The sequence below is a fragment of the Brucella pseudogrignonensis genome, from assembly GCF_031454375.1.
GTDB classification, from domain to species: Bacteria; Pseudomonadota; Alphaproteobacteria; order Rhizobiales; family Rhizobiaceae; genus Brucella; species Brucella pseudogrignonensis_A.
Map to the genome: position 1 here is coordinate 1265087 of NZ_JAVDQT010000001.1, position 25382 is coordinate 1290468.

A 25382-nucleotide genomic window follows, 5' to 3' on the forward strand; every position below is an offset into this window, starting at 1 on the left:
TCGCAGATGCGATGTCGGTAGGACCTCTGCGACAATGGTGCGGAAGCGACAATAGCTTTTCACCGTGTGTTTCAGAGGATAACGTCCCGGTGATTCGATCTGGAGATTTCATGATTTTCCGTCCATCCATCCGCCGCCCGGTTTTCCAGCGCCTCGCCACCCTTGCAACGGGTGCGGCTTTGATTTTTTCGGCTGCGACACTGCCATCACTCGCACAAACGCCAGCACAGCTTCCTGCGCCAACTGCGCAGCAGGAATCCGGTCAGTCGCCTTCTACACCGCAGCAGAGCGGCACATTGAAGTCGCAGCACGGTCCATGGGCGATCCTTTGTGATACGCCAGCCGGTGCAAAGACTGAGCAATGCGCGCTCATTCAGAATGTGGTTGCAGCCAAGCGTCCTGAACTCGGCCTTTCAGTCGTTGTTCTCAAGACAGCTGACAACAAGGCACGCATCTTGCGCGTTCTTGCACCACTCGGCGTATTACTGCCAAACGGTCTGGGCCTGAATGTCGACGGCAAGGATATTGGCCGCGCTTATTTCGTGCGCTGCTTTGAAGACGGCTGCTACGCAGAAGTGATCCTAGAAGACGAGTTGCTCAACACATTCCGCAACGGCAAGTCTGCAACCTTCATCGTCTTCCAGACACCGGAAGAAGGCGTGGGCATTCCGGTTGATCTAACAGCGTTTGGTGAAGGCTTCGACGCCCTACCCTAATAAATTCTGGCGCTGACGGGCTGCAAACCGCATCCCGCTGCGCTTCCGGTGCTCATGTACCTTAAAGTACACTGCGCTCCGGTTCTCGCGGTACACGGTTTTCGCCTCGTCACCACCAGAATCGCGACACTTCTTATTCTCATGGTTGTTCTCAACCGATTTAGCGCTTACATCCTGTGACAAACACATGCCGCAGGATTATTTTTATGAAAAGCCTGATTGATAGCTTCGACGTTAACCGTGACGATATTGAACGCCTTGTTTCGCAGAGCCTGAACGGCAGCGATGACGGCGAACTCTTCATGGAGTATCGCGAGGCGGAAGCACTCGTCTTTGACAATGGCCGCCTCAAGACTGGCTCGTTTAATCAGGATCAGGGTTTTGGCCTGCGCGCGGTGGCGGGTGAAGCTATCGGCTATGCTCATGCAGGCGACATGTCCGTCGCAGCTCTCAAACGCGCATCGGATGCAGTTTCGGCAACGCTCAGCGGCCATAGCGGTAGCTATGCGGCGGCACCTGCTGGCACAAATCGTCATCTTTACACCGACGAGAACCCAATCGGCTCGCCGACTTTTGACGCCAAGGTCCAGCTTCTACAGAAGATTGACGCCTATCTGCGCGCCAAAGACCCGAAAGTCCGACAAGTTTCCGTTTCCATCGCCGGATCATGGCAGCAGGTGGAAATTCTGCGTGCTGATGGTCACTTCGTGCGCGATATTCGCCCGATGGTGCGGCTGAGTGTTTCGGTGGTTGCAGGCAACGGCGATCGGCAGGAATCCGGTTCGCATACGCTTGGCGGACGCAAGGGCTTTGGCGATTTCATCACCACCGAAAGCTGGCAAAGCGTTGCCGATGAAGCGCTTCGTCAGGCACTGGTTAATCTCGAAGCCATTCCAGCGCCCGCCGGAACCTATGATATCGTGCTGGGCAATGGCTGGCCGGGCGTGATGTTGCATGAGGCGGTCGGCCACGGTCTTGAAGGCGATTTCAATCGCAAGAAGACATCAGCCTTTGCGGGGCTCCTCGGCCAACAAGTCGCCTCCAAGGGCGTAACCGTCGTCGATGATGGTACAATCTCGGAGCGTCGCGGCTCACTCACCATCGATGACGAAGGCACGCCGACCAATCGCACGGTGCTGATTGAGGACGGCAAGCTCGTCAATTACATGCAGGACAGGCAGAATGCGCGTCTGATGGGCATGGAAGCCACCGGCAACGGACGCCGTGAATCCTACGCACATGCGCCCATGCCACGCATGACCAACACCTATATGCTCTCTGGCGACAAGTCGCCGGAAGAGATCATCGCCTCCATGAAGAAGGGCATTTATGCCGTTTCTTTCGGTGGCGGTCAGGTGGATATTACGTCGGGCAAGTTCGTGTTCGGCTGCACCGAAGCCTACATGATTGAAGACGGTAAAGTCGGTGCGCCGATCAAGGGCGCAATGCTGATCGGCAATGGCCCGGATGCCATGCAGCGCATTTCGATGATCGGCAACGATATGAAACTCGACACCGGCTCAGGCAATTGTGGCAAAGGCGGACAGTGGGTGCCGGTCGGCGTTGGCCAGCCGCACTTGCGCATGGATCAGGTGACTGTCGGCGGTACAGCGGTTTAAATCCTGCTCATGCAACTGATCGATAAATATCTGCCGGACTATGGTTTCAGCGAAGTGCATGGCTGCGATGTCAGCGCTTCGCCGGAAACCGTCTTGCAGGCAGCAATGAACTACCGGCCCGAAACGGACGCGTTTTTCCGCTGCATGATTGCATTGCGCGAAGTGCCAATGCGCGCGCTCGCAATGCTGCGCGGACGGAAAAGCACGGTCGCCCCACCGTTTGGCCTTCATGAATTTACGTTGCTTGAGCATAAGCCGGGGGAAGCACTGGTTTATGGGCTGGTCGGGAAATTCTGGAAAGCAGATTTCGGCCTTCATAAAATGGAAAGCGCAGAAGACTATCTGGCCTTCAGAATGCCGGGCGTCGCCAAACTCGCACTTGCCTTCACAGTGACTGAACAGGGTGGCAAAACGCGCCTTGTCACGGAAACCCGCGTCTTCTGCCCGGATCGTGGAAGCCATCTGCGTTTCACGCCCTACTGGTATCTGATCCGGCCCGTCAGTGGCATCATCCGGGGTCGCATTCTCAACTCGATCCGAGAAGCCAGCGAAACATCGCCTGCCCGCTATGGAGCGCCTTTGTGAACATCATCGCGCATGTTGAAATTCCAGTGACGAAGCTCGAACGTGCCATCGCATTCTATAGTACGGTTTTTGGCATCAGCTTTGGGGACGTGGTTGAAATCCACGGCAACCGCATGGCTTATTTTCCATTTGAGGAAGGCAAAGACGGCGCAAGCGGTGCACTCGCGGAAGGTGAAGTCTACGTCCCAACCATTCATGGCGCGATCGTCTATCTCAGTGTTGACGACATAGACGAAGTCATCGCAAAGGCGACAGAACAAGGCAGCGAAGTCCTGTTTCCCAAAACTGAGATCGGCGAAAACGGGTTTGTGGCAGAAATCACAGATAGTGAAGGCAATCGTATTGCAATCCAGTCCTTATAAAGTGCAAACTCGCTGCAAAGACCTGACTGGAGGAGACTATGCCTGAAACACCATATGACTGGAGCGGAAAGCAGCCTGAAAAGCGTTCCCGACAAAAGCGTATGATGGTGATAGCCGCCGCAACTATGATCGCTCTGCTCTTCACGCTGGCTGTGGTGGATGCAATCCTTATTCTGGTCGACTGATGTTGCCGGTCTATGAAATCGACTGCACCGGCATAAAATCCCCCAACGAACTCTGGCAACGCTATCTCGACACAGTGCCCGTGCTCGACCCGAAATCCTTTGGCTATACGCTCGATTCATTCTGGGATGGCGTGCAATGGGGCGGCCCCGGATGGCCCGGAGAATGTGAATTGATATTCAGAAATGTGGAAGCTCTGCGCGATTTAACAACGCTCGGCGGCAAGTCATTTCTTGAAGCATTTCGGCAATTGGTGGCAGACACGGATCGAGTGAAGATCAGGCTCGCCTGATCCTGTTCCAAACTTTACCAGTTGATCGGCAAAATCATCAGGCGCTCAGCCCACCCGCAACGGTAATCACCGCGCCAGTTACAAATCCTGATTTGTCAGATGCCAGCCAAAGCGCGGTTTGTGCAATATCTTCCGGCTCGGCGATACGTCCCATCGGTGTCATGGCTGCGATCTTTGCAGGTCGATCCGGGTTTCCATTCATTGAGTGAATGGACGTATTGGTTGTCCCAACACGGATGGCATTTACGCGGATGCCTTCGGGTGCCAGCTCTTTGCCTGCGCCGATGGAAATGGTTTCGACTGCGCCTTTTGATGCAGCGTAATGCACATATTCGCCGGGGCTTCCGAGAACTGCCGCAACCGACGAAATATTGATGATAACGCCACCGCTACCGTCATTTGCCGTGGACATGCGGCGAGCGGCCTCCTGCGTGCAATAGAGCAAGCCAAAGACATTTGTTTTGAATGTTTGTTCGAGTGCTTCTTCGGAAAGTCCCGAGATGCGCGTGCTTTGCCCGATGACACCAGCATTGTTGATGAGGCATTGCGGCGCGCCGAGCACACTGTCACAGGCGGCAAATAGATCCGCAACGTCCTGTCGGTTGGCCACATCGCTTCGCACGGCGATTGTTTTGGCACCGAAGCCTTCGCAGGCTTTGACAGTTTCGTTTGCCGCGTCTGCATCGCTCACGTAGCTAATGCAGACATTATATCCTTCACGTGCAAAGAGAATTGCGGTGGCAGCGCCAATGCCTCTGCCGCCGCCGGTAACGATAACAACTGGCCTCACGTCGCGCCCTCCCCGCGCTTTGAACCATGTCAAATTTCCGGATTCTCCTCCAGAAGACCTTCGACAAATTCAAAAAGTCCGGGACGGCGATCACGGCGCAGACGTTCCGCGATGATAATGCCTTTAATGCCTGCATAAGAGCGCTGAAGGTCTTCATTGATAACGATATAGTCGTATTTCGCCCATTTTTGGATTTCAAAACGCGCATTCTGCAAACGGGTTTCGATCACATCTGCGGTGTCTTCCGCGCGGCGATTAAGACGGTTCTGCAATTCACGCATAGTTGGCGGCAAAATGAAAATCGACACGACATCGGCAGGCATTTTGGCCTGCAATTGCTCGGCACCCTGCCAGTCGATGTCGAACAACATATCCTTGCCGTCGGCCAGCGCTTCTTCAGCAGTCTGGCGCAGCGTGCCGTAGAAATTGCCGTGCACTTCTGCCCATTCAATCAGCTCGTCATTGTCGCGACGGCGCTCAAATTCGCGCTTGGTGATGAAGTGGTAATGCACGCCTTCAATTTCGCTTGGACGGCGTTCACGCGTGGTCACGGAAACGGACAGCGAAAGGTTCATATCCGCATCGCTTAGCAATTGCCGCGCAATTGTCGATTTACCAGCGCCTGATGGTGATGAAATCACCACCATCAGACCGCGGCGTGCAATGCCATGTTCGACCGAAGAGATGGCCATTTTCCGTTACTCCAGATTCTGTACCTGTTCGCGAAACTGATCGACGACCGCTTTCAGCTCGAGGCCGATTGCCGTGATCGATGCCGCATTCGATTTTGAACACAACGTATTCGCTTCGCGATTAAATTCCTGTGAAAGAAAGTCAAGCTTGCGTCCGATTGGGCCACCATCGGACAGCAGCTTGCGAGCAGATGCCACATGGGTTTCCAGCCGGTCCAGCTCTTCCTGAATGTCGGCCTTGGTCGCAAGAAATGCTGCTTCCTGATAAAGCCGCGCCTCGTCAAGATCGCGCCCGGTTTCCATCAGCAGTGCAACCTGTGTGCCAAGCTTTGCACGAATGGCATCGATGCTACGCGATGGATCATTGCGCGCTTCAAGCGTCAGACGCTCAATCGTATCGACATGACCAGACAAAATGTTGAAGAGTGACTTGCCTTCATGCGCGCGCGCTTCGGCAATCGCCTTTAGCGCGCCTTCAAAGGCTGCAACAACAGCCGCGTCAAGGCCAGCGCGTGCATTCTCATCTTCGCTTACCTGTGCCTGATCAATGATGCCACGCAGGGAAAGAATACCGTCAACGCTTGCTGGTGCCAGACCATGACGGGCTTGCAACTCAGCGCCAAGTTTCAGCACTTCATCAAGCATTGCCTGATTGATTGAAAAACCTGCCTGCGCTTCTGCGCGCTCGACACTGAGGCTCGCCTGAAAATTGCCGCGCGAGAAATAGCGCGCCTGAAGAGAGCGAATGGCATGTTCTGCACCCTCTAAGCCCTGTGGCAGGCGCAAACGCAGGTCCAGTCCCTTGCCATTGACCGAGCGCACTTCCCACACGATGCGCGCTTCACTATCGGCAGCACCATACTGTATCGCGTGGCGGGCAAACCCTGTCATACTCTGGAGCGCCATATCTCTTACCCTTTACACGAGATAAACCGCCCATCGCTTGCCAATATCGCTGGGCGGCATCTTATTATTGCTGGCTTCGTCCCTGCTCAACGGCACGCCATTTGCGCACATTGGCATTGTGTTCCTGCAAAGTCTTGGCAAAGACGTGTCCGCCTGTCCCGTCTGCAACGAAGTAGAGATCTTCCGTATCCAGTGGATTGGCAACGGCTTCAAGCGCTGCACGACCCGGATTTGCAATCGGTGTCGGCGGCAGGCCGTTGATCACATAAGTGTTGTATGGTGTTGGCTTCTCGATATCCGACTTAAAGATCGGGCGATCAGACGGCTTACCCGCGCCGCCGAACAGACCATAGATGATGGTCGGATCAGACTGAATACGCATTCCCTTGTTGAGACGATTCACGAAAACCGAAGCCACATGCGGGCGTTCCGATGCAATGCCCGTTTCCTTCTCAACGATAGAAGCAAGCGTAACGAATTCGTTCTTGTCCTTAACTGGCAGATCAGGACGGCGCTTTGCCCATGTATCGTCAATCAGCTTCTGCTGCGAAGCAACCATGCGATTGATGATTTCTTCGCGCGTGGTGCCGCGTGTAAAATTGAGCGTATCTGTGAACAGTCCACCTTCCGCTGGCATTTCCTTCGGCATGTCACCCACGAGCGTCGGATCAGCGGAAATACGATCAAACACTTGTTTGACGGTCAGACCTTCAGGGATAGTCAGCGGATACATGATCGACTTGCCGCTGATGAGAATATTCATCACATCGCGCATGGTCGATCCGGCAGGGAGCGCATATTCGCCAGCCTTCAGATCGTTTTCATGACCGTAGGCACGCATACCATAACGGAAAATACGCGCATCGCTGACGATCTCGCGATTTTCAAGACTGTTGGACACTTCGGAAATACCGGCACCACGCTTCACCAGAAACGTTGTTTCTGCGGTCAGCGGTCCGGGAGAATCAAACTGAAGTTTACCAAAATAAAACAGTGCCGATCCGCCGAGCAAAACCAGCACCAGCAGCGACAACATGAAATTCATGAAGACGACGATTTGGCTGCGCGCATGACGCGAGCGCTTACGCGGCGGCGGCGTACCGGGTTCAGGGCGCAGTGCTTCCGAGGCAGATTTTGGCACAAAGGGCGCAGCGGGCGCGGCCTGTTCCGGCGTCGCAGACGATGGTGTGTTATCCTGCGGCGGCTGTTGGACGGAATTGCTTCCCGCCTTTTCCTCTGACGTCACTCGACTACCTCGTCTTTAGAGCACGTTCCGATCTGATTAAATCAAGTCTGCGCTCTTTTGCTCTGATCCGCCTGAAACGGCATCCAAATCAATTACATTTTGTAGAGCAACACTAAACATAAATGGCAATTTTAAACATGACATAGGGTCATATTTTGACAAAAACGCGGAGAAATCCCCGCGTTTTTAAATAAGCTTAGTTTTCAGCGTGCCGTATTTTACGAATAACGGCGCAGAACCAGCGAAGCATTTGTGCCGCCAAAGCCGAACGAGTTCGACAAGGCAATGTCGATTTTACGTTCACGTGCCTTATGCGGAACCAAATCGATCTTGGTTTCAACGGCTGGATTGTCAAGATTGAGCGTTGGCGGCGCGATATTATCACGAATTGCCAGCGTCGAGAAAATCGCTTCCGCAGCACCAGCAGCACCCAGAAGGTGACCAATGGACGACTTCGTCGAGGACATCGAAATCTTCGAAGCTGCATCACCCACAACGCGCTCGACAGCACCCAGCTCAATCGTATCAGCCATGGTCGAAGTGCCATGTGCATTGATGTAATCGATCTGGTCAGGCGTAATCTCTGCACGCTTCAAGGCTGCAACCATGCAACGCTCTGCACCTTCACCGCTCTCGGTTGGAGCCGTGATGTGGTAGGCATCGCCCGACAGGCCATAGCCAACAACTTCAGCGTAAATCTTGGCACCGCGTGCAAGAGCGTGTTCCAGCTCTTCAAGCACGACAACGCCTGCACCCTCACCCATGACAAAACCGTCGCGGTCATTGTCGTAAGGACGCGAAGCGGCAGTTGGATCGTCATTGCGCTTGGTGGACAGCGCCTTACAGGCGGCGAAGCCGGCCAGCGAAATGCGGCTGACTGGCGATTCTGTACCACCAGCAACCATCACGTCCGCATCGCCAAAAGCGATCAGGCGGGCAGCATCACCAATGGCGTGCGTGCCGGTTGCGCAAGCAGTAACAACCGAATGGTTCGGGCCGCGCAGTCCGTGCTTGATCGAAACATGGCCGGAAGCCAGATTGATCAGACGGCCAGGAATAAAGAATGGAGAAATACGGCGCGGGCCTTTGTCGCGCAGCGTGTAGCCAGCTTCAACAATGCCTTCGATGCCGCCAATGCCGGAACCGATCAGAACGCCGGTGCGAACCTGATCTTCGTCGCTTTCAGGATGCCAGTTTGCATCGTCGAGTGCCTGGTCGGCAGCGCCAACAGCATAAACGATGAACGGATCGACCTTGCGCTGTTCCTTCTGCTCCATATGGAGGTCAGGATTGAAAGTACCATTGGTACCATCGCCAAGAGGGATACGGCATGCGATCTGACAAGCCAGATCGTCAACTTCAAATTCCGTGACGCGGCGAGCACCGCTTTCACCGGCAATCAGACGCTTCCAGGTTTCTTCGACGCCGCTTGCCAGCGGCGACACCAAACCAAGACCGGTGATGACGACACGCCTCATATCCACCCCTTAAATTTGATAAATTTCGTTGGAGACATCCCGCAGGCAATAAACGCCTCATACGGTCGATGCTCAATCTCGTTACCGGCTCGCTATCGGATTGCGATATGCACATGATCATGCGGCCAAGCCGGGGCAGTTCATTATCTTCAAACTGAAGACAAGCAGGGCCGGGATTCGAAAGAATCCCAGCCCCAAAAGCTCAGATTAGGCAGAAGCCTTATCGATGAACTTTACAGCGTCGCCGACCGTGAGGATCGTTTCTGCTGCATCATCAGGAATTTCAACGCCGAACTCTTCTTCGAAAGCCATGACGAGCTCGACGGTGTCGAGGCTGTCTGCACCAAGATCATCGATGAAGCTTGCACCTTCGGTGACCTTGTCGGCATCTACACCCAGATGCTCAACAACGATTTTCTTGACGCGCTCTGCGGTATCGCTCATGTCGGAACCCTCGACCTGTTTGTTTACTTGCTCCGCATTGGTTAGCGGTATGCATGATTGTAATCAAGTTATAAGGCACCTGCCAAGTTACGAGTTTGCTCGCCTGACAGTCACCCTGTGGATATTCCTTGCGGAACAGGATAACGGCATCCCGCGAACGAAATGCCGAAACTCTCGTCGGGCGCATTACCATGCTTCTTGAGCAAGGCAAAGCGCATTTTGGTTTCTACCACCCGACTTTAATAGTTTTTATACCGTAAAATACTGATTTAAGAGCCATCTAACGGCTTTTAAATCATCGCCATACCGCCATTGATGTGCAGTGTCTGACCTGTAACATAGGCTGCTTCATCACTCGCGAGATAGACAACAGCAGCAGCAATCTCGCTGCCAACGCCCATGCGCTTCATCGGAATGCTGCCCATGATTGCGTCTTTTTGCTTATCATTCAGCTTGTCAGTCATAGCCGATTCGATAAAGCCCGGCGCAATGCAGTTGACTGTGACGTTACGGCTTGCGATTTCCTGTGCCAGCGACTTCGAGAAGCCGATCAGACCAGCCTTGGACGCGCAGTAATTCGCCTGACCCGGATTACCCGTTACACCAACAATCGACGTGATGTTGATGATACGACCCTTGCGGCGGCGCATCATTGGATGGGTCAATTCGCGCGTCAGGTTGAACACGGATGTCAGATTGACGTTGAGAACCGCATCCCAATCTTCATCGCTCATACGAACAAACAGGCCATCGCGGGTGATACCAGCATTGTTGACGAGAATGTCGATGCCGCCCATTTCTTCTTCAGCCTTCTGGCCCAAAGCCTTGACGGCTTCGCGATCAGAAAGATTGGCCGGGAAGATGAAAGTGCGGTCGCCCAATTCAGCAGCCAGCTCTTTCAGCTTTTCTTCGCGGGTGCCGTGAAGACCAACAATTGCGCCCTGCGCATGAAGAGCGCGCGCAATTGCTTCGCCTAAGCCGCCGGTCGCACCGGTTACGAGGGCCTTGCGGCCAGTCAGATCAAACATCTGGAATCCCTTAGCTATTCAAGGCAGCAAGCGCTGCTGCAATTTCTTCAGCCGAACCAACGGTCACGCCGGTCACATCCTTGGAGATGCGACGCGCAAGACCCGTCAGAACTTTGCCTGAACCTACTTCATAGAGCGTTGTCACGCCATTGGCTGCAAACCACTCAACAGTTTCGCGCCAGCGGACCTGACCCGTCACCTGTTCAACCAACAGATCAGCGATCTCATTGGCATCGGTGACAGGTGCTGCGCGCACATTGGCAATGAGCGGCACAACCGGATTGTGCTTTTCAACCTGAGCAAGCGCTTCACGCATCGCCTCGGCCGCAGGTGCCATCAATGTCGAATGGAATGGTGCAGAGACAGGCAGCATGATTGCGCGCTTGGCACCTTTATCAGAAGCTAGCGAAGCCGCGAGTTCAACCGCAGCCTTCGAGCCGGAGATTACAAGCTGGCCGCCGCCATTATCATTGGCGATCTGAACCGAGCCGGAAGCTTTGGCTTCTGCGCAGATTGCTTCGACGTCGCTGTGTTCCAGACCGATGATAGCAGCCATTGCGCCTTCACCAACCGGAACAGCTTTCTGCATTGCATTGCCGCGAATGCGCAAAAGACGTGCAGTATCGGCCAGCGAAAATGTGCCCGCCGCGCATAGTGCCGAATATTCGCCGAGCGAATGACCGGCAACATAAACGACCTTATCTTTTAACGAAAAGCCCTGAGCTTCCATGACGCGCAGCGTTGCAATGGAAACAGCCATCAATGCAGGCTGCGCATTGGCTGTCAGCGTCAGAACATCTTCAGGACCTTCAAACATGGTTGCGGAGAGCTTTTCGCCCAACGCTGCGTCCACTTCCTCGAAAACAGCGCGTGCCTCAGCGAATTGTTCAGCAAGGGCTTTACCCATGCCAACTGCCTGGCTACCCTGTCCCGGAAATGTAAATGCTACCGCCATGAATGCCTCTTTTTATAGAACAATTTCATGCGATGTGCCCCAACACAGGTTGAAAAGTCAACCATTTGTGGATTTCAGCGGGCTTTACGGCTTGCAAATCCGGGGAAAAAGACGTAATGAGCGCCCGTTCGTTGCTGGCATTAGCTGGGGGCTGAACGGAGGAGCGACCAGTTCTTCAACACTTTGTTGAGTTGGTCGTGGAAGTCTAAAGTGCTTCTGCCTCCCGTGTCTCCGCTCTCGATTGTCTTAACTTCAAGCGTCCTTTCTTCCCGGTTTTCCGGTCTTAGAGAAGTCGCAGAGGCTTAGCCGTTAGTGTCAGCGTGATGTAACAGAAGAAAGGCAAAGCCAATGGCTCTTTATGAACATGTGCTTCTTGCCCGCCAGGACATTTCCCAGCAGCAGGTCGACGCTCTCGTCGAACAGTACAAGGGTGTCCTCGAAGCTAATGGCGGCAAGGTTGGTAAGGTAGAAAACTGGGGTCTTCGTCCCCTCACCTACCGCATCAAGAAGAATCGCAAGGCGTATTACACGCTCGTAAACATTGACGCACCAGCAGCTGCTGTTGCTGAAATGGAACGCCAGATGCGCATCAACGAAGACGTTCTTCGTTTCATGACCATCCGCGTTGAAGAACACGAAGAAGGCCAGTCGGCTATGCTTTCGCGCCGCGACGATCGTCGTGAACGCGACGGTGATGACCGTGGCCCACGTCGTCCACGCGAAGGCGGTTTCGACCGTGGCGATCGCGGTGATCGCGGACCACGTCGTCCACGTGACAACGAAGCTGGCGAAGGAGCATAATTATGGTTGATATCAATCAGATCCCAACCCGTCGTCCTTTCCACCGTCGTCGCAAGACCTGCCCATTCACCGGTCCAAACGCGCCAAAGATCGACTACAAGGACATCAAGCTCCTGCAGCGTTACATTTCGGAACGCGGCAAGATCGTTCCTTCGCGTATTACAGCTGTTAGCCAGAAGAAGCAGCGCGAACTCGCTCAGGCGATCAAGCGTGCACGTTTCCTCGGCCTGCTTCCATACGTTGTGAAGTAAGACATTCTCGCAAGGCGACATTCGTGTCGCCTTGCGTTTCTTCTAGGATGCGATGGGCGCAACCGGAGCACTCAAAATCCCAAGTTGGGGCGATAGCGAATAATCGCAGCCTCTAACTGCAAAACCGGAACAGCCGGAGCAGGACAGCGAATTTATGAAATTCAACGGAACCATCATTGGAGTCGGCATATTGGCGGGGCTTGCCTCGGCACTGATGTCGTCTGGCGTCATCGCCCAGTCGGGTATGGCGGTGGTTTTGTATTTCCTGACACCATTACCAATTTTTGTCGCCGCTCTTGGCTGGGGTTCGAGCGCAGGGCTTGTCGCTGCTGCTTGCGCCACCATTGCGGTCGGCATCGTTGCTACACCGATTGGCGCTGTTCTGATGGCGCTAACGAGCTATGCACCAGCAGCAATCGGCGCTTATCTTTCAGGCCTCGCCCGTCCTGCATCAGAACTCGGCGGCCCAAAAGACGTGATGGTCTGGTATCCGCTTTCGGATATTGTTTTCCGTCTGGCGCTGATGGTTGCGGCAAGCTTTATTATCATTGGCTACATCATCGGCTTTGGCCCGGATATGGCGCGTGAGCTTTCAAACACATTGATTGATAGTCTCGCAGCTGCCGACCCGCAATTCACCGCAAGCGATGAAATGCGTCAGAGCGTGAGCGCACTTCTGATGGTGGCGCTGCCTGCGATCCAGCCTGCAACATGCCTCGCCATTCTCATCGGCAATCTCTATCTGGCTCTGCGCCTCACAGCGCTTTCTGGTCGCCTGCGTCGCCCGCGTGATGACTGGCCCGCAACCATGCGCATGCCGCGCCCAGCTTTGCTGGTTTTTGCAGTTGCGCTCGCAGTTGCATTTTTGCCGGGTGCTGCTGGCCTCGTCGCAACTGTCGTTGTGGGTGCGTTGAGCTTCGGTTTCATGATCGCCGGTCTTGCAACGTTCCACCAGCGCAGCCGTGGCAAGCCATGGCGTCCAGTCGCTTTGTGGCTCGTCTATGTTGTGATCATTTTGTTCGCACCCGTGCTTTTCGTCTTCATGGTTTTTGGTCTTTTCGATACATCGCGCGGCGCGCCAATCTCGAAAATCCCGGAAGCCGACAACCAATAAATCCATATTTAAATCTCGAAAGGAAACTCAAATGGACGTTATTCTTCTGGAACGCATCGCCCGCCTCGGTCAGATGGGCGACACTGTAAAGGTTAAGGACGGCTTTGCCCGTAACTTCCTTCTGCCACAGGGCAAGGCTCTTCGTGCCAACGAAGCCAACCGCAAGAAGTTCGAAGGCCAGCGCGCACAGCTAGAAGCTCAGAACCTTGAGCGCAAGAACGAAGCTGAAGCAGTTGCAACCAAGCTCAACGGCGAATCGTTCATCGTTGTTCGTTCGGCTGGTGAAACCGGTCAGCTCTACGGTTCGGTTTCGACCCGCGATATCGCTGACATCGTTACTGCAAACGGCTTCAACCTGCACCGCAACCAGGTTGAACTGAAGCAGCCGATCAAGGCAATTGGCATTCATGAAATCGTTATCTCCCTGCATCCTGAAGTCGAAGTTACGGTTTCCGTAAACATCGCTCGTTCGAACGAAGAAGCTGAACGTCAGGCAAAGGGTGAAGACCTGACCTCGATCGAAGCTATCTACGGCATCGAAGAAGCTCCACTTGCTGAAGAAATCTTCGACGAAGACGAAGAAGTAGAAGATCAGGCTTAATTAGCCGTCTTCCAGCCAGTGAATGCCTGCCCTAAACGCAGGCATTCCCATGGTGGTAAACTTTATATGATGATGCCCGGTGGTCTCCGCCGGGCATTTTCTCTTTTCAGATTAGAAAAACTCCCTATTCTGCATATTAGTATTGGATTGGAGAGAGTGCCGACGGAAACGTCCGCGTTTGCTCAGGCGATAAGCAATAGGCCAATTGACCGAATGGAAATTGCCTGAAATCTGATGACAGTGCGGCCGCTAAGGCAACGGGCCGCCTGCCATGCAACCGCATGGATGTTGCACTTGCTTCAGTCCCGCAAAAGGGAGATGGGGCCAATGCATGGAATACTGCGTACTGTTCTTTCGCATATGATTAAAGTCGGCGACCTGACGGTTACCGATTCAACTGGAACTGCCAATCGTTATGGTGACAAGACTGGTGAGCCGGTCCATATGCGGTTCAATACGCTCCATGCGGAACGTGCAGTTGCTCTCGACCCGGAACTAAAACTCGCTGAATGCTTCATGGATGGTGAGATCGATTTTCTGGACGGCGATATTTATAAGCTTCTGAAAATCGTCTTTGAAAACACCGGCCCGACAGCGGCCACCGAGCCTTGGATGAAAGCGGCGGGGAAATTCCGCGTGTTGTTCCGTCGTTTCCAACAGATGAACAACATTGCGCGCTCATCCAGCAACGTCAAAAGCCACTACGATCTTTCCGGTGCGCTTTATGATCTGTTTCTAGATCCCGACAAACAATATTCCTGCGCTTATTTTGAAACACCCAATGCAACGCTTGCAGAAGCGCAGCTTGCTAAAAAGCGGCATATAGCAGCCAAGCTTCTTGTCAAAGAGGATCACAAGGTTCTCGACATTGGTTGTGGCTGGGGCGGTATGGGGCTTTACCTCGCCCGCTTTCTCAAAGCCGATGTGACCGGTGTGACGCTGTCTGAAGAGCAACATGCTATTGCTAATCAGCGTGCATTGGATGAGGGCCTATCCGACCGCGCAAAATTTCAACTCACCGACTATCGAAACATTGACGACCAGTTCGACCGACTGGTTTCGGTTGGTATGTTTGAGCATGTGGGCGTTGGACACTTCGCTGAATATTTCCAGCATGCGGCGCGGCTATTGAAAAAAGACGGCGTTTTTCTGCTCCATGCCATTGGTCGCGCTGATGGACCCGGTGCGACCAATCCATTTATTCGCAAATATATTTTCCCCGGCGGCTATATCCCTGCTCTCTCTGAAGTCTTGCCGCATATCGAAAAGGCTGGGCTATATGTTACCGACATTGAAATCCTGCGGCTTCATTATGCAGAGACACTCAAAGAATGGCGACTGGCTTTCATGGCACGGCGCGACGAAGCAAAAGCGCTATATGATGAACGCTTCTGCCGTATGTGGGAGTTCTATCTGGCCGCCTCAGAAAGCGCATTCCGCTGGCAGAATATGATGGTATTCCACATTCAGATTGCACACCGTCAGGACGCCGTTCCACTGACGCGCAATTATATTGAGACGGAGGAAAAACGCCTAAAGCGGCTCGACAGTGCGCCCAAAGGCGCAAACAGTGAGGCGCAGGTGCCAAAAAGAAGGGTTAAGGCATAAAGACACCCCGTCAAGTCTTCGTGCAAAAGATTAAACCGTGAACTGTGGATGCCTGTGAATCATGGTATAGCTTGTGACTTCCAGTTGGAATCACCTTGAGGCTGCATTGCGTTTGGCCTCACATCAGGGCTAGCTGGAAAAGATCAGGGACAGGAAAAGACGGATATGGCGGAAGCGGCGGTACGCAAACTTGACGATGCGCGTGATCAGAAAGACGCGCTTTATCGTGAAGCACCTCATAATATTGAAGCAGAACAGGCGCTTTTGGGTGCTATTCTGATCAACAATGATGCGTTCTACCGCGTTTCGGATTTTCTCAAGTCGACTCATTTCTTTGAGCCTCTGCATCGTCGCATCTACGAGATTTCGACCGACCTTATTCGCGTTGGCAAAATGGCCAATCCGGTGACGATGAAGACCTTCTTGCCGAACGAAGGCAAGATCGGCGATCTGACCGTATTTCAGTATGTCGCGCGTCTAGCGACAGAAGCCGTGACAATCATCAATGCCGAAGATTATGGCCGTGCGATCTATGATCTAGCGACCCGCCGCGCGCTGATCGGCATTGGCGAAGACATGGTCAATGTAGCCTATGACGCACCAGTCGATAATGCGCCGCAGGAACAGATCGAAGACGCCGAGCGTCGTCTGTTTGAACTCGCTGAAACCGGCCGTTATGACGGTGGTTTTCAGGCGTTTAAAGATGCTGTCACCACCGCAGTAGATATGGCCAACGCCGCATTCATGCGCGATGGTCATTTGTCCGGCGTATCGACTGGCATTCACATGCTTGATGGCAAGATGGGTGGCCTGCAGCCTTCCGACTTGATCGTGCTTGCGGGTCGTCCGGGTATGGGTAAGACCTCGCTTGCAACCAATATCGCTTTCAACATTGCCAACGCCTATGAAGCAGACCAGCAGGCCGATGGTTCGATGAAAGCCAAAAATGGCGGTGTTGTCGGTTTCTTCTCACTCGAAATGTCGGCGGAACAGCTCGCAACGCGTATCATTTCCGAGCAGACCGAAGTGTCATCATCGAAAATCCGCCGTGGTGATATTACCGAATCTGACTTTGAAAAGCTGGTCGCCTGCTCGCAGCATATGCAGAAAATTCCACTCTATATCGATCAGACGGGTGGTATTTCGATTGCACAGTTGGCTGCACGTGCGCGTCGTCTCAAGCGCCAGCGCGGCCTTGATGTTCTGGTAATCGACTATATTCAGCTGATGACGGGTTCTTCTAAAGCATCTGCACAGAACCGTGTTCAGGAAATCACCGAAATCACCACCGGCCTGAAAGCGCTTGGCAAGGAGCTTAATGTTCCGATCATTGCGCTCTCACAGCTCTCGCGTCAGGTGGAAAGCCGCGAAGACAAGCGTCCACAGCTCTCCGATCTTCGTGAATCGGGCTCGATCGAGCAGGACGCCGACGTGGTGCTTTTCGTGTTCCGTGAGGAATATTACGTTAAGAACCTAGAGCCGCGCGATGAATTTGATCCGAAATATGAAGAGTGGAAGCAGCACTTTGAAAAGGTGAAAGGCACGGCTGACGTGATCGTCGCCAAGCAGCGTCACGGACCAACCGGCACTGTTAAACTCGCCTTCCAGTCCGAGTTCACGCGATTTGCAGATTTGGCCGAGGGTTCCTATATCCCGGAACAGTATGAATAAATCCGAATGTTCCTTTTGGTCGCAATTCCGAACGGAAAACCGCTACGCACTTTTCCTGGAATTGCTTGTATCCCGGAGCAATATGAATAGTTCTTCCGATCTCAAGGGGCGCGCCTGATGGCCAAGGCACGCATTCAGTTCATCTGTCAGAATTGCGGCGCGGTGCATACGCGCTGGGCGGGTAAGTGCGACGGTTGTGGCGAGTGGAATACGCTCGTCGAAGAAGGCACCAATAGTGGCATCGGGTCTGGCCCCGGCTCCATGCTTTCCAAGCGCAAAGGCCGCGCTGTCGCCCTCACCTCGCTATCGGGCGAAATCGAAGATGCGCCACGTATCATTTCCGGTATCAGCGAACTTGATCGCGTCACTGGCGGTGGTTTCGTTCGAGGCTCAGCGATACTGATCGGCGGTGATCCCGGCATCGGCAAATCAACGCTCCTGACACAGGCTGCAGCAGCGCTTGCTAATCATGGGCATCGCATTGTCTACGTATCGGGCGAAGAAGCCGTCGCACAGATACGCCTGCGCGCGCAGCGTCTGGGCGTGGCATCGTCTTCCGTGGAACTCGCGGCTGAAACCAATGTCGAAGACATTCTCGCAACCGTATCCGACGGTAAGCGTCCCGATCTGGTCATCATCGATTCGATCCAGACACTCTGGACCGACATGGCAGATTCTGCACCCGGCACAGTCACCCAGGTTCGCTCCTCCGCGCAGGCAATGATCCGCTATGCCAAGCAAACGGGCGCAGCCGTCGTCCTTGTTGGCCACGTCACCAAAGAAGGCCAGATTGCAGGTCCACGTGTGGTCGAACATATGGTCGATGGCGTTCTCTATTTTGAAGGCGAAGGCGGGCATCAATACCGTATCCTGCGCACCGTGAAGAACCGCTTCGGCCCGACCGATGAAATCGGCGTTTTTGAAATGTCGGACGGTGGCCTGCGAGAAGTTTCTAATCCGTCCGAACTGTTCCTCGGCGAGCGCAATGCGAAATCACCGGGTGCAGCTGTTTTTGCAGGAATGGAAGGCACGCGCCCTGTTCTGGTCGAAATACAGGCACTCGTTTCCCCCTCGTCGCTCGGCACACCGCGCCGCGCAGTCGTAGGCTGGGACGGAAGCCGTCTTGCGATGATCCTCGCAGTGCTCGAATCACATTGCGGCGTGCGCTTTGGCCAACACGATGTTTATCTCAATGTGGCGGGCGGCTATCGCATCAGCGAGCCAGCGGCGGACATTGCAGTTGCTGCCGCACTGGTTTCGTCCATTGCAGGTATTGCCCTGCCGGCAGATAGTGTTTATTTCGGCGAAATCAGCCTTTCTGGTGCTGTTCGTGCGGTTTCGCATGCGGTACAGAGACTGAAAGAAGCTGAAAAGCTTGGCTTTCAGCAGGCAGTTGCACCAGGCGGAACCAGTGATCTTTGGAAAGATCGCAACTTCAGTCTCGTGGAAACCACTGCTCTCTCGGACCTCGTTGTGCGCATTGCTGCATCAGGTCCAGCCAAAAAATGACCTTGTTCTGCAATCATCAGGTTGCAGATCATTGAATTTAATGAGATTTAACTGCGGAAGGTTTCGTCAACTTTCCGATGTTAATCTATCAAAAGTATGACTGCCCCGCAGGTGGACACATCCTGCGTATCAATTAAGGACAGCCCAGAATGCCGGTTACGCTACTTGATGGAATTCTACTAGGAATAACACTGGTTTCGGCCATTCTTGCGATGGTTCGCGGCTTCTCGCGCGAAGTGCTTTCGCTGGTTTCATGGGCTGCAGCAGCCGCAGCGGCTTACCTGTTTTACCAACCTGTGCTGCCTTATCTCCAGCCATACATCAACAATGAGACGATCGCGAAGATTGCAGCCGCTGGCGCAGTGTTCCTCGTGGTCCTGATTGTTGTGTCGCTTATCACAATGAAAATCGCCGATTTCATCATCGACAGCCGCATCGGTGCGCTTGATCGCACGCTCGGCTTTCTGTTCGGTGCTGCGCGTGGTGTTCTGCTCGTGGTCGTGGCAATGCTGTTCTTCAACTGGCTGGTTCCAACTGGCCAACCTGCATGGGTCACCAATGCAAAATCCAAGCCAATGCTCGACTCTTTCGGTCAGCAGCTTGTGGAGCTTCTGCCTGCCGACCCTGAATCTGCCATAAAGCAGTTCAAACCCGGACAGGATACACAGACGCCAGCTGGCACCACCACTGAGCAACCCGTGCCGGACGACACACCGGCTGCAAACTGATCCAGAACCAAGAATTATGAAACCGGCAGCATAAAGCTGCCGGTTTCATCTGTTTTTAGCCAAAGTCTTATCCTATATCAGCGGCTGAAACGCGCATCATGCAAGGGATCGCTTTTAAAATGCGGGCTTTTGCTGTAAATGTTGCTTTTAGTAACCGCAATCGAAAGGCCTTGCGGACGATGTCCCAACAATCGCATGACGAAAACTCCTTTATGCTGGACGATGATACGTTGCATGAAGAGTGTGGTGTATTTGGTATTCTCGGCCATGAAGATGCGGCAGCGCTGACAGCGCTTGGTCTGCATGCTCTTCAGCATCGTGGTCAGGAAGCTGCTGGTATCGTTTCCTATCACAACCGCCGTTTCCATTCAGAGCGACACATGGGGCTGGTCGGCGATCACTTCACCGATGCGTCGACGCTTAATCGCCTGCCCGGCGACCGTGCTATCGGTCATGTGCGCTATTCCACAACGGGCGAAACGATCCTACGCAATGTGCAGCCGCTTTTTGCCGAGCTGGAAGTTGGTGGCATCGCGATTGCGCATAACGGCAATTTCACCAATGGCATTACGCTTCGCAAGCAGCTGATTGCATCGGGCGCGATCTTTCAAGCAACATCCGATACCGAAGTCGTGTTGCATATGATTGCGCGTTCGCGCCAGACCTCGTCGAGCGCACGTTTTGTCGATGCGATCCGTCAGGTCGAAGGCGGCTATGCTATGCTCGCTCTAACCCGTACGAAGTTGATTGCGGCACGTGATCCGGTCGGCATTCGCCCCCTCGTCATGGGTGAACTCGACGGCAAGCCAATCTTCTGCTCGGAAACCTGTGCTCTCGACATTATCGGCGCGAAATATATTCGCGACGTGGAAAATGGCGAAGTCATCATCTGTGAAATCCAGAAAGATGGCTCGATCACAACCGATTGCATCAAGGCCGAAAATCCACAACCGGAACGTCTTTGCCTGTTTGAATATGTCTATTTCGCACGTCCTGACTCGGTCGTTGGCGGTCGCAGCGTTTATGTTGCGCGCAAAAACATGGGCATGGAACTGGCAAAAGAATCGCCAATCGAAGCCGATGTTGTTGTCCCTGTGCCAGATGGCGGCACGCCAGCGGCGCTTGGTTTTGCGCAGGCCAGCGGCATTCCGTTTGAATATGGCATCATCCGCAATCACTATGTTGGCCGTACCTTCATTGAGCCAACGCAGCAAATTCGTGCGCTGGGTGTGAAGCTCAAGCATTCGGCAAATCGTGCAATGATCGAAGGCAAGCGTGTTGTTCTGGTGGATGACTCCATCGTGCGCGGCACAACATCGGTCAAGATCGTCCAGATGATCCGCGATGCAGGTGCCAAGGAAGTGCATATCCGCGTCGCAAGTCCGATGATTTTCCATCCGGACTTCTACGGTATCGATACGCCGGACGGCGATAAGCTGCTGGCAAACCAATATGACAGCCTCGACGCGATGTGCCGTTACATCGGCGCGGATTCGCTGGAATTCCTCACCATTGACGGGCTTTATAAGGCCGTTGGCGGTGAAGCTCGTGATCCGAAGGCTCCCGCCTTCACCGATCACTATTTCACGGGTGAATATCCAACCCGTCTTCTCGATCAGGAAGGCGAAAGCAACGTCCACACGTTGTCGCTTCTTGCCTCAAACGGCTGATCGATTATCTTCACGCAGGCGGCTCAACGGGCCGCCTGTTTCATCTCTAAGAAAATTAAACTGGGGGTATAATGAGTATCGACCTTACAGGCCGCGTGGCCTTGGTAACGGGCGCTTCGCGCGGTATTGGTTACTTTCTGTCGCTTGAACTGGCAAAGCGCGGCGCGCATGTGATTGCCGTTGCACGGACCGTTGGCGGTTTGGAAGAACTCGACGATGATATTCGCAAGGTCGGCGGCAGCGCCACGCTCGTTCCGCTCGATATTACCGATATGGAAGCGATTGACCGTCTCGGCGGCTCTATTCATGAGCGTTGGGGCAAACTCGATATTCTGGTCGCAAATGCTGGCATTCTTGGCACGATTTCCCCCATCGGCCACGTTGAAGCTAAAGTTTTTGATCAGGTCATGAATGTCAACGTTACAAGCGTATGGCGTCTCATCCGCACGACAGATACCCTGCTGCGCGCTTCAGATGCTGGACGCGCTATCCTGCTCTCATCCGGCGTTGCACATACTTGCCGTGCATTCTGGGCGCCTTATGCCGCTTCCAAGGCTGCTGTCGAGGTCATGGGACGCAGCTGGGCTGAAGAAACCAAGCAGATGAAGCTTAAAGTCAATTCGGTCAATCCGGGCGCAACCCGCACAGCTATGCGCGCAAAAGCAATGCCGGGTGAAGATCCTGAAACTTTGCCGACACCGCAGTCGGTTGCAGAAAAAATCGTCCAGCTTGCCGATCCGAAGCTCGACGTTACAGGAAAGCTTTACGACGTACGTCAGGATAAATTCCTCGACTATAACATGCCATCCTAATCACTGTTTTTCCGGCCTTACTTAGAGCGCGTTTCGATCTGATTGAATCAGATCGGCGCTCTAAATATCTTTTTGGCGCGCATCTTGGTGCGAAAACCGTTTCACACTTTTCGGGATGCGCGCTAACCCCAAGGCCGGAAGTATCCTTTTTTAAATATTCCGCTCCTGCCGAACCATTCGGCCCTGTTTTAAAGCGGCCCTCTCCCCAAACAATATTACTCTGAAGCTTACTTTTCCCAATTTATTGGAGGAACAATGACTTACGACATACAACGATTTATCGTCATCAGCGGTGGCCCCGGATCAGGCAAAAGCACGCTGATTGATGCACTGGAAAGCCAAGGCTTTGCCCGCAGTATTGAAGCTGGCCGCGCCATTATTCAACATCAGTCAAAGATCGGCGGAAACGCATTGCCATGGGCAGATCGCGCATTATTTGCAGAGCTGATGCTGTCATGGGAGATGCGCTCATACGACCTTGCGCTTGAGCAAAAAGGCCCGGTATTTTTCGACCGGGGCGTGCCAGATGTCATCGGCTATCTCACGCTTTGCAGCCTGCCCGTACCTGAGCATATGCGCCGCGCAGCATCGATGATTCAATATAACAGAACAGTGTTTCTCGCCCCGCCATGGGAGGCAATTTTTGGTCAGGATGCTGAGCGCAAACAGTACTTCGATGAAGCCTTGCGCACATTCAAGGTGATGGAAGAAACATATCGCGGGCTTGGATATGAAATCGCGCTCCTGCCGAAATCATCCGTTCAGGAGCGCGTGAATTTCATCCGGAAAACCTTGCCGTCAGACTTCTTCTGACGGCTCACTTTCAATTGCCGCTTTGCGATCAGCGGCTTCGCGCTTGTTCCATGCGACCAAACTGAATGGCAAAAACGCCAGGTAAGCAAGTGCTGTCAGCGTCAGCGTGTGCCATGTGAAGCTCATGAGAAACGCCACATAGATCACGACCAACAAAATCAGCGGCATGACGAAATCGCGACGAATAAGTCCGCCTGCGGACTTACCATTATAGACCGGCAGACGGCTGACCAGCAGGAAAGCAATTGCTACGGTGAAAACCGCAACCGCGAAAGCAAGCCCTTTTGTTGGCGTAAGCCCAAGAAAGCCAAGATAGACCGGCAGAAGCACCAGCATCGCACCCGCAGGGGCAGGCACGCCGATGAAATAATTGCTCTGCCATGGCGGACGGTTTGGGTCTTCCAGCATGACATTGAAGCGCGCCAAGCGAAGGCAGCAGGCAATTGCATAGAGAAGTGCTGCGATCCAGCCAAATGAACGTGCCTGATCAAGCACATAGACATAAAGCACCAGCGCGGGTGCGACGCCGAAATTGACGATATCAGCGAGTGAATCCATCTGCTCGCCAAACTTCGACGAGCCTTTCATCATGCGTGCAACGCGACCATCCACACCGTCGAGAAATGCCGCAACCAGCACCATCATCACCGCAAGTTCAAAGCGGTGCTCAAACGCCAGACGAATGCCCGTAAGCCCCGCGCAAATTGCAAGAACCGTGATAACATTCGGGACAACGATGCGCAGTGGAATCTGCGACAATCTAGGGCCGCGCGATGAATTCACGCGGCCATTCGGCTCGAAGGGTGGGAATGGTGTTTCCATCGGCTCAGGCGATCCGAACCACTGGTTCAGCGCGCTCACTGCCAAATTCGGCAAGCACTGTTTCACCAGCCACTGCTGTCTGACCAACAGCCACGCGGACCGATGCACCAGCAGGCAGATAAACATCAACGCGTGAGCCGAAACGGATCAGACCGAAGCGTTCGCCGACGCTAAGATTATCGCTTTCGCGCGACCAGCAGACGATACGACGTGCAACGAGACCTGCGATCTGCACAACGCCGACTTTACCGTTTGCGCTGTCGATAAGAACGGAATTGCGTTCATTATCGGTGCTAGCCTTATCAAGCTCTGCATTCAGGAACTTGCCCGGACGGTGGAAAATCTTTTCGATCTTGCCACGTACTGGTGCGCGGTTGATGTGGACCGAAAACACATTCATGAACACGGAAACGCGCATCAGTGGCTCTGTACCGAGTTCCAGTTCTGCTGGTGGCACGGCCGGACCAACAAAAGATACTTTGCCATCAGCCGGGCTGATAACCAGATCATCGGCGATAGGCGTTACGCGCTCAGGGTCACGGTAAAAATAGATGCACCAGATGGTCAGCACCAGACCAACCCAGAAAAGTGGCTCCCATAGCCAGCCCAGAATGAGCGAAACCACGAAAAACGCCGCGATAAACGGATAGCCTTCACGATGGATCGGCACGAAAGTGTTACGGATTGTATCAGACAGGCTCATCGGTTTTCCTTTAGGTTTGGCCGTTTTTACCTCATCCTGTCCAAAATCCAAATCGATTTCGCAAATTATTCACGGCTGTTAGGGCGCGTGATCTTATCGCGCCTTATGGCCAGTAATTTGTATAACGCGTGAAAATGATAAAGAGCGCAAAGAGGATCACCGCTGAGATCACAAAAACACAGGCGACCTTATAGACGCTCCACACCAGCCACAGCGAAAATCTGATCATTTGCTCCCTTTGTGGACATACTGGCTTTTCGACTCATCCGTAAAAATACGCGCAATGAAATTTGCCGTCCACTCGCCGTAATTTCGTAAGGCGTCCCACCTACTTCTATTTCTCTACCCACGAAATCGTCCATATCCAAAGGACATAACTTATTCAAAAATTTGTTTCTATCAGGCGCGAAAGTTGCATTTCACCGGCGTGAACGACAACGGCGCTTTTCAAACCATGCAAGATTTTTCAAATTGGGATTATCAAAATTGCGTCGATCACAACTTGGCACCCGGCGATCTCTGTTCGTCACATATAGAAAGTTTGGAGACACCCAGTCTTTGTAATAGCCATTCCAGTCACCGATCAGTGTATCCCAGGGACCAACCCCTTTCCCGGCTCCATCGTCAGCAAGCGGAATAAGTCTGTTCGTTTCCCCATCGATTAATTGGAGACCAGCAGAGCTACGAACCTTTATATAGCGGTCATCAAAGCACATGCTTGAAATTCGAGTTGCAAGACGCGTTTTACCGTCAAATGCATAGAGGTTGCTCAGACTTTGCCGTATTGAACCGTAAAATTCACGTTTAACGATCATGCCATTGGGCAAGATAAAACTATCGTTCAGATACACAACGAGCAAAAACAAAATGCGCAAGCTTAGGATAGTTACAATCGTAACGCAGAAAAACTCGTAGACCTTCCAGGTCCACCAGAGTGTTTTTTTCCAAAATGTTTTTTGCCGAAATATCTGTGACATTGTCAG

At 53.4% G+C, this 25382-nt stretch carries 28 protein-coding genes; 17 read left to right on the forward strand and 11 right to left on the reverse strand.

Features of this window, described 5'->3' with window-relative positions; genetic code table 11:
- The first annotated feature begins 110 nt into the window (after window positions 1-110).
- From J2782_RS06390 to J2782_RS06415, 6 genes are all read left to right on the forward strand, one after another.
- Window positions 111-716, forward strand: coding sequence for an invasion associated locus B family protein (locus J2782_RS06390; RefSeq protein ID WP_250040298.1), 606 nt, complete (start codon window positions 111-113; stop codon window positions 714-716).
- 206 nt (window positions 717-922) lie between these two features.
- Complete coding sequence (tldD, locus tag J2782_RS06395; RefSeq protein ID WP_310010773.1) at window positions 923-2335, forward strand: metalloprotease TldD; 1413 nt, start codon at window positions 923-925, stop codon at window positions 2333-2335.
- A gap of 9 nt (window positions 2336-2344) precedes the next feature.
- Window positions 2345-2920 carry a hypothetical protein gene (locus J2782_RS06400; RefSeq protein ID WP_310010774.1) on the forward strand — a complete coding sequence of 192 codons (576 nt, stop codon included), beginning with the start codon at window positions 2345-2347 and terminating at the stop codon, window positions 2918-2920.
- Window positions 2917-3282 (forward strand): VOC family protein, encoded by a 366-nt coding sequence (locus tag J2782_RS06405; protein ID WP_310010775.1) that lies wholly within the window; start codon window positions 2917-2919, stop codon window positions 3280-3282. Before J2782_RS06400 ends, J2782_RS06405 begins: the two co-directional genes overlap by 4 nt.
- A gap of 38 nt (window positions 3283-3320) precedes the next feature.
- Complete coding sequence (locus tag J2782_RS06410) at window positions 3321-3467, forward strand: hypothetical protein (protein WP_153223297.1); 147 nt, start codon at window positions 3321-3323, stop codon at window positions 3465-3467.
- Complete coding sequence (locus tag J2782_RS06415; RefSeq protein ID WP_310010776.1) at window positions 3467-3757, forward strand: hypothetical protein; 291 nt, start codon at window positions 3467-3469, stop codon at window positions 3755-3757. The genes J2782_RS06410 and J2782_RS06415 overlap by 1 nt, the downstream gene beginning before the upstream one ends.
- 37 nt (window positions 3758-3794) lie before the next feature.
- Here the strand turns inward: J2782_RS06415 and J2782_RS06420 are convergent, their stop codons facing one another.
- The 8 genes from J2782_RS06420 to fabD form a co-directional block, all read right to left on the reverse strand.
- Window positions 3795-4547, reverse strand: a complete 753-nt coding sequence (locus tag J2782_RS06420) for an SDR family oxidoreductase (protein WP_310010777.1) — start codon at window positions 4545-4547, stop codon at window positions 3795-3797.
- Between the two features lie 29 nt (window positions 4548-4576).
- Window positions 4577-5239, reverse strand: a complete 663-nt coding sequence (gene gmk / locus J2782_RS06425) for a guanylate kinase (protein WP_250040289.1) — start codon at window positions 5237-5239, stop codon at window positions 4577-4579.
- Window positions 5240-5245: 6 nt separating this feature from the next.
- Complete coding sequence (locus J2782_RS06430; RefSeq protein ID WP_310010778.1) at window positions 5246-6145, reverse strand: YicC/YloC family endoribonuclease; 900 nt, start codon at window positions 6143-6145, stop codon at window positions 5246-5248.
- Between the two features lie 64 nt (window positions 6146-6209).
- On the reverse strand, window positions 6210-7391 hold the full coding sequence (gene mltG / locus J2782_RS06435) for an endolytic transglycosylase MltG (RefSeq protein WP_310010779.1): 1182 nt from the start codon (window positions 7389-7391) through the stop codon (window positions 6210-6212).
- 218 nt (window positions 7392-7609) lie between these two features.
- Window positions 7610-8869 (reverse strand): beta-ketoacyl-ACP synthase II, encoded by a 1260-nt coding sequence (fabF, locus tag J2782_RS06440; RefSeq protein WP_310010780.1) that lies wholly within the window; start codon window positions 8867-8869, stop codon window positions 7610-7612.
- A gap of 207 nt (window positions 8870-9076) precedes the next feature.
- Window positions 9077-9313, reverse strand: a complete 237-nt coding sequence (locus J2782_RS06445; protein WP_002963616.1) for an acyl carrier protein — start codon at window positions 9311-9313, stop codon at window positions 9077-9079.
- A gap of 290 nt (window positions 9314-9603) precedes the next feature.
- On the reverse strand, window positions 9604-10341 hold the full coding sequence (fabG, locus tag J2782_RS06450) for a 3-oxoacyl-[acyl-carrier-protein] reductase (protein WP_250040282.1): 738 nt from the start codon (window positions 10339-10341) through the stop codon (window positions 9604-9606).
- Between the two features lie 10 nt (window positions 10342-10351).
- Entirely contained in the window at window positions 10352-11296 is a 945-nt protein-coding gene (gene fabD / locus J2782_RS06455; protein ID WP_310010781.1) for an ACP S-malonyltransferase, read from the reverse strand.
- Window positions 11297-11644: 348 nt separating this feature from the next.
- Between fabD and rpsF the strand changes: the two genes are divergently transcribed.
- The 11 genes from rpsF (at window position 11645) to J2782_RS06510 (ending at window position 22874) form a co-directional block, all read left to right on the forward strand.
- A complete protein-coding gene (rpsF, locus tag J2782_RS06460; protein ID WP_187546010.1) occupies window positions 11645-12097 on the forward strand; it encodes a 30S ribosomal protein S6 in 453 nt (150 codons plus the stop codon).
- Between the two features lie 2 nt (window positions 12098-12099).
- Window positions 12100-12348, forward strand: coding sequence for a 30S ribosomal protein S18 (rpsR, locus tag J2782_RS06465; RefSeq protein WP_187546012.1), 249 nt, complete (start codon window positions 12100-12102; stop codon window positions 12346-12348).
- Between the two features lie 154 nt (window positions 12349-12502).
- Window positions 12503-13462, forward strand: coding sequence for a DUF2232 domain-containing protein (locus J2782_RS06470; RefSeq protein WP_310010782.1), 960 nt, complete (start codon window positions 12503-12505; stop codon window positions 13460-13462).
- Window positions 13463-13493: 31 nt separating this feature from the next.
- Window positions 13494-14063 carry a 50S ribosomal protein L9 gene (rplI, locus tag J2782_RS06475; protein ID WP_310010783.1) on the forward strand — a complete coding sequence of 190 codons (570 nt, stop codon included), beginning with the start codon at window positions 13494-13496 and terminating at the stop codon, window positions 14061-14063.
- Window positions 14064-14390: 327 nt separating this feature from the next.
- On the forward strand, window positions 14391-15671 hold the full coding sequence (locus J2782_RS06480) for a class I SAM-dependent methyltransferase (RefSeq protein ID WP_310010784.1): 1281 nt from the start codon (window positions 14391-14393) through the stop codon (window positions 15669-15671).
- Window positions 15672-15836: 165 nt separating this feature from the next.
- Window positions 15837-17342, forward strand: a complete 1506-nt coding sequence (locus J2782_RS06485; protein WP_250040267.1) for a replicative DNA helicase — start codon at window positions 15837-15839, stop codon at window positions 17340-17342.
- Between the two features lie 117 nt (window positions 17343-17459).
- Window positions 17460-18851, forward strand: coding sequence for a DNA repair protein RadA (gene radA / locus J2782_RS06490; RefSeq protein ID WP_250040265.1), 1392 nt, complete (start codon window positions 17460-17462; stop codon window positions 18849-18851).
- A 149-nt stretch (window positions 18852-19000) separates the two neighbouring features.
- Window positions 19001-19579, forward strand: a complete 579-nt coding sequence (locus J2782_RS06495; protein ID WP_310010785.1) for a CvpA family protein — start codon at window positions 19001-19003, stop codon at window positions 19577-19579.
- Between the two features lie 212 nt (window positions 19580-19791).
- On the forward strand, window positions 19792-21249 hold the full coding sequence (gene purF, locus J2782_RS06500; RefSeq protein ID WP_310011112.1) for an amidophosphoribosyltransferase: 1458 nt from the start codon (window positions 19792-19794) through the stop codon (window positions 21247-21249).
- A 71-nt stretch (window positions 21250-21320) separates the two neighbouring features.
- The gene (locus J2782_RS06505) at window positions 21321-22061 is read left to right on the forward strand and encodes an SDR family NAD(P)-dependent oxidoreductase (protein WP_250040258.1); all 741 of its coding nucleotides are present in this window, start codon (window positions 21321-21323) and stop codon (window positions 22059-22061) included.
- A gap of 255 nt (window positions 22062-22316) precedes the next feature.
- Window positions 22317-22874: an AAA family ATPase gene (locus J2782_RS06510; protein ID WP_310010787.1), complete on the forward strand. Its 558-nt coding sequence runs from the start codon at window positions 22317-22319 to the stop codon at window positions 22872-22874.
- Here J2782_RS06510 and pssA read toward each other — a convergent pair.
- From pssA to J2782_RS06525, 3 genes are all read right to left on the reverse strand, one after another.
- Complete coding sequence (gene pssA, locus J2782_RS06515; RefSeq protein WP_310011114.1) at window positions 22860-23696, reverse strand: CDP-diacylglycerol--serine O-phosphatidyltransferase; 837 nt, start codon at window positions 23694-23696, stop codon at window positions 22860-22862. The two genes, J2782_RS06510 and pssA, sit on opposite strands and share 15 nt — an antisense overlap.
- 4 nt (window positions 23697-23700) lie before the next feature.
- Window positions 23701-24399 (reverse strand): phosphatidylserine decarboxylase, encoded by a 699-nt coding sequence (locus tag J2782_RS06520; RefSeq protein WP_310010788.1) that lies wholly within the window; start codon window positions 24397-24399, stop codon window positions 23701-23703.
- Between the two features lie 419 nt (window positions 24400-24818).
- Window positions 24819-25376, reverse strand: coding sequence for a hypothetical protein (locus J2782_RS06525; RefSeq protein WP_310010789.1), 558 nt, complete (start codon window positions 25374-25376; stop codon window positions 24819-24821).
- Window positions 25377-25382: the final 6 nt, after the last annotated feature.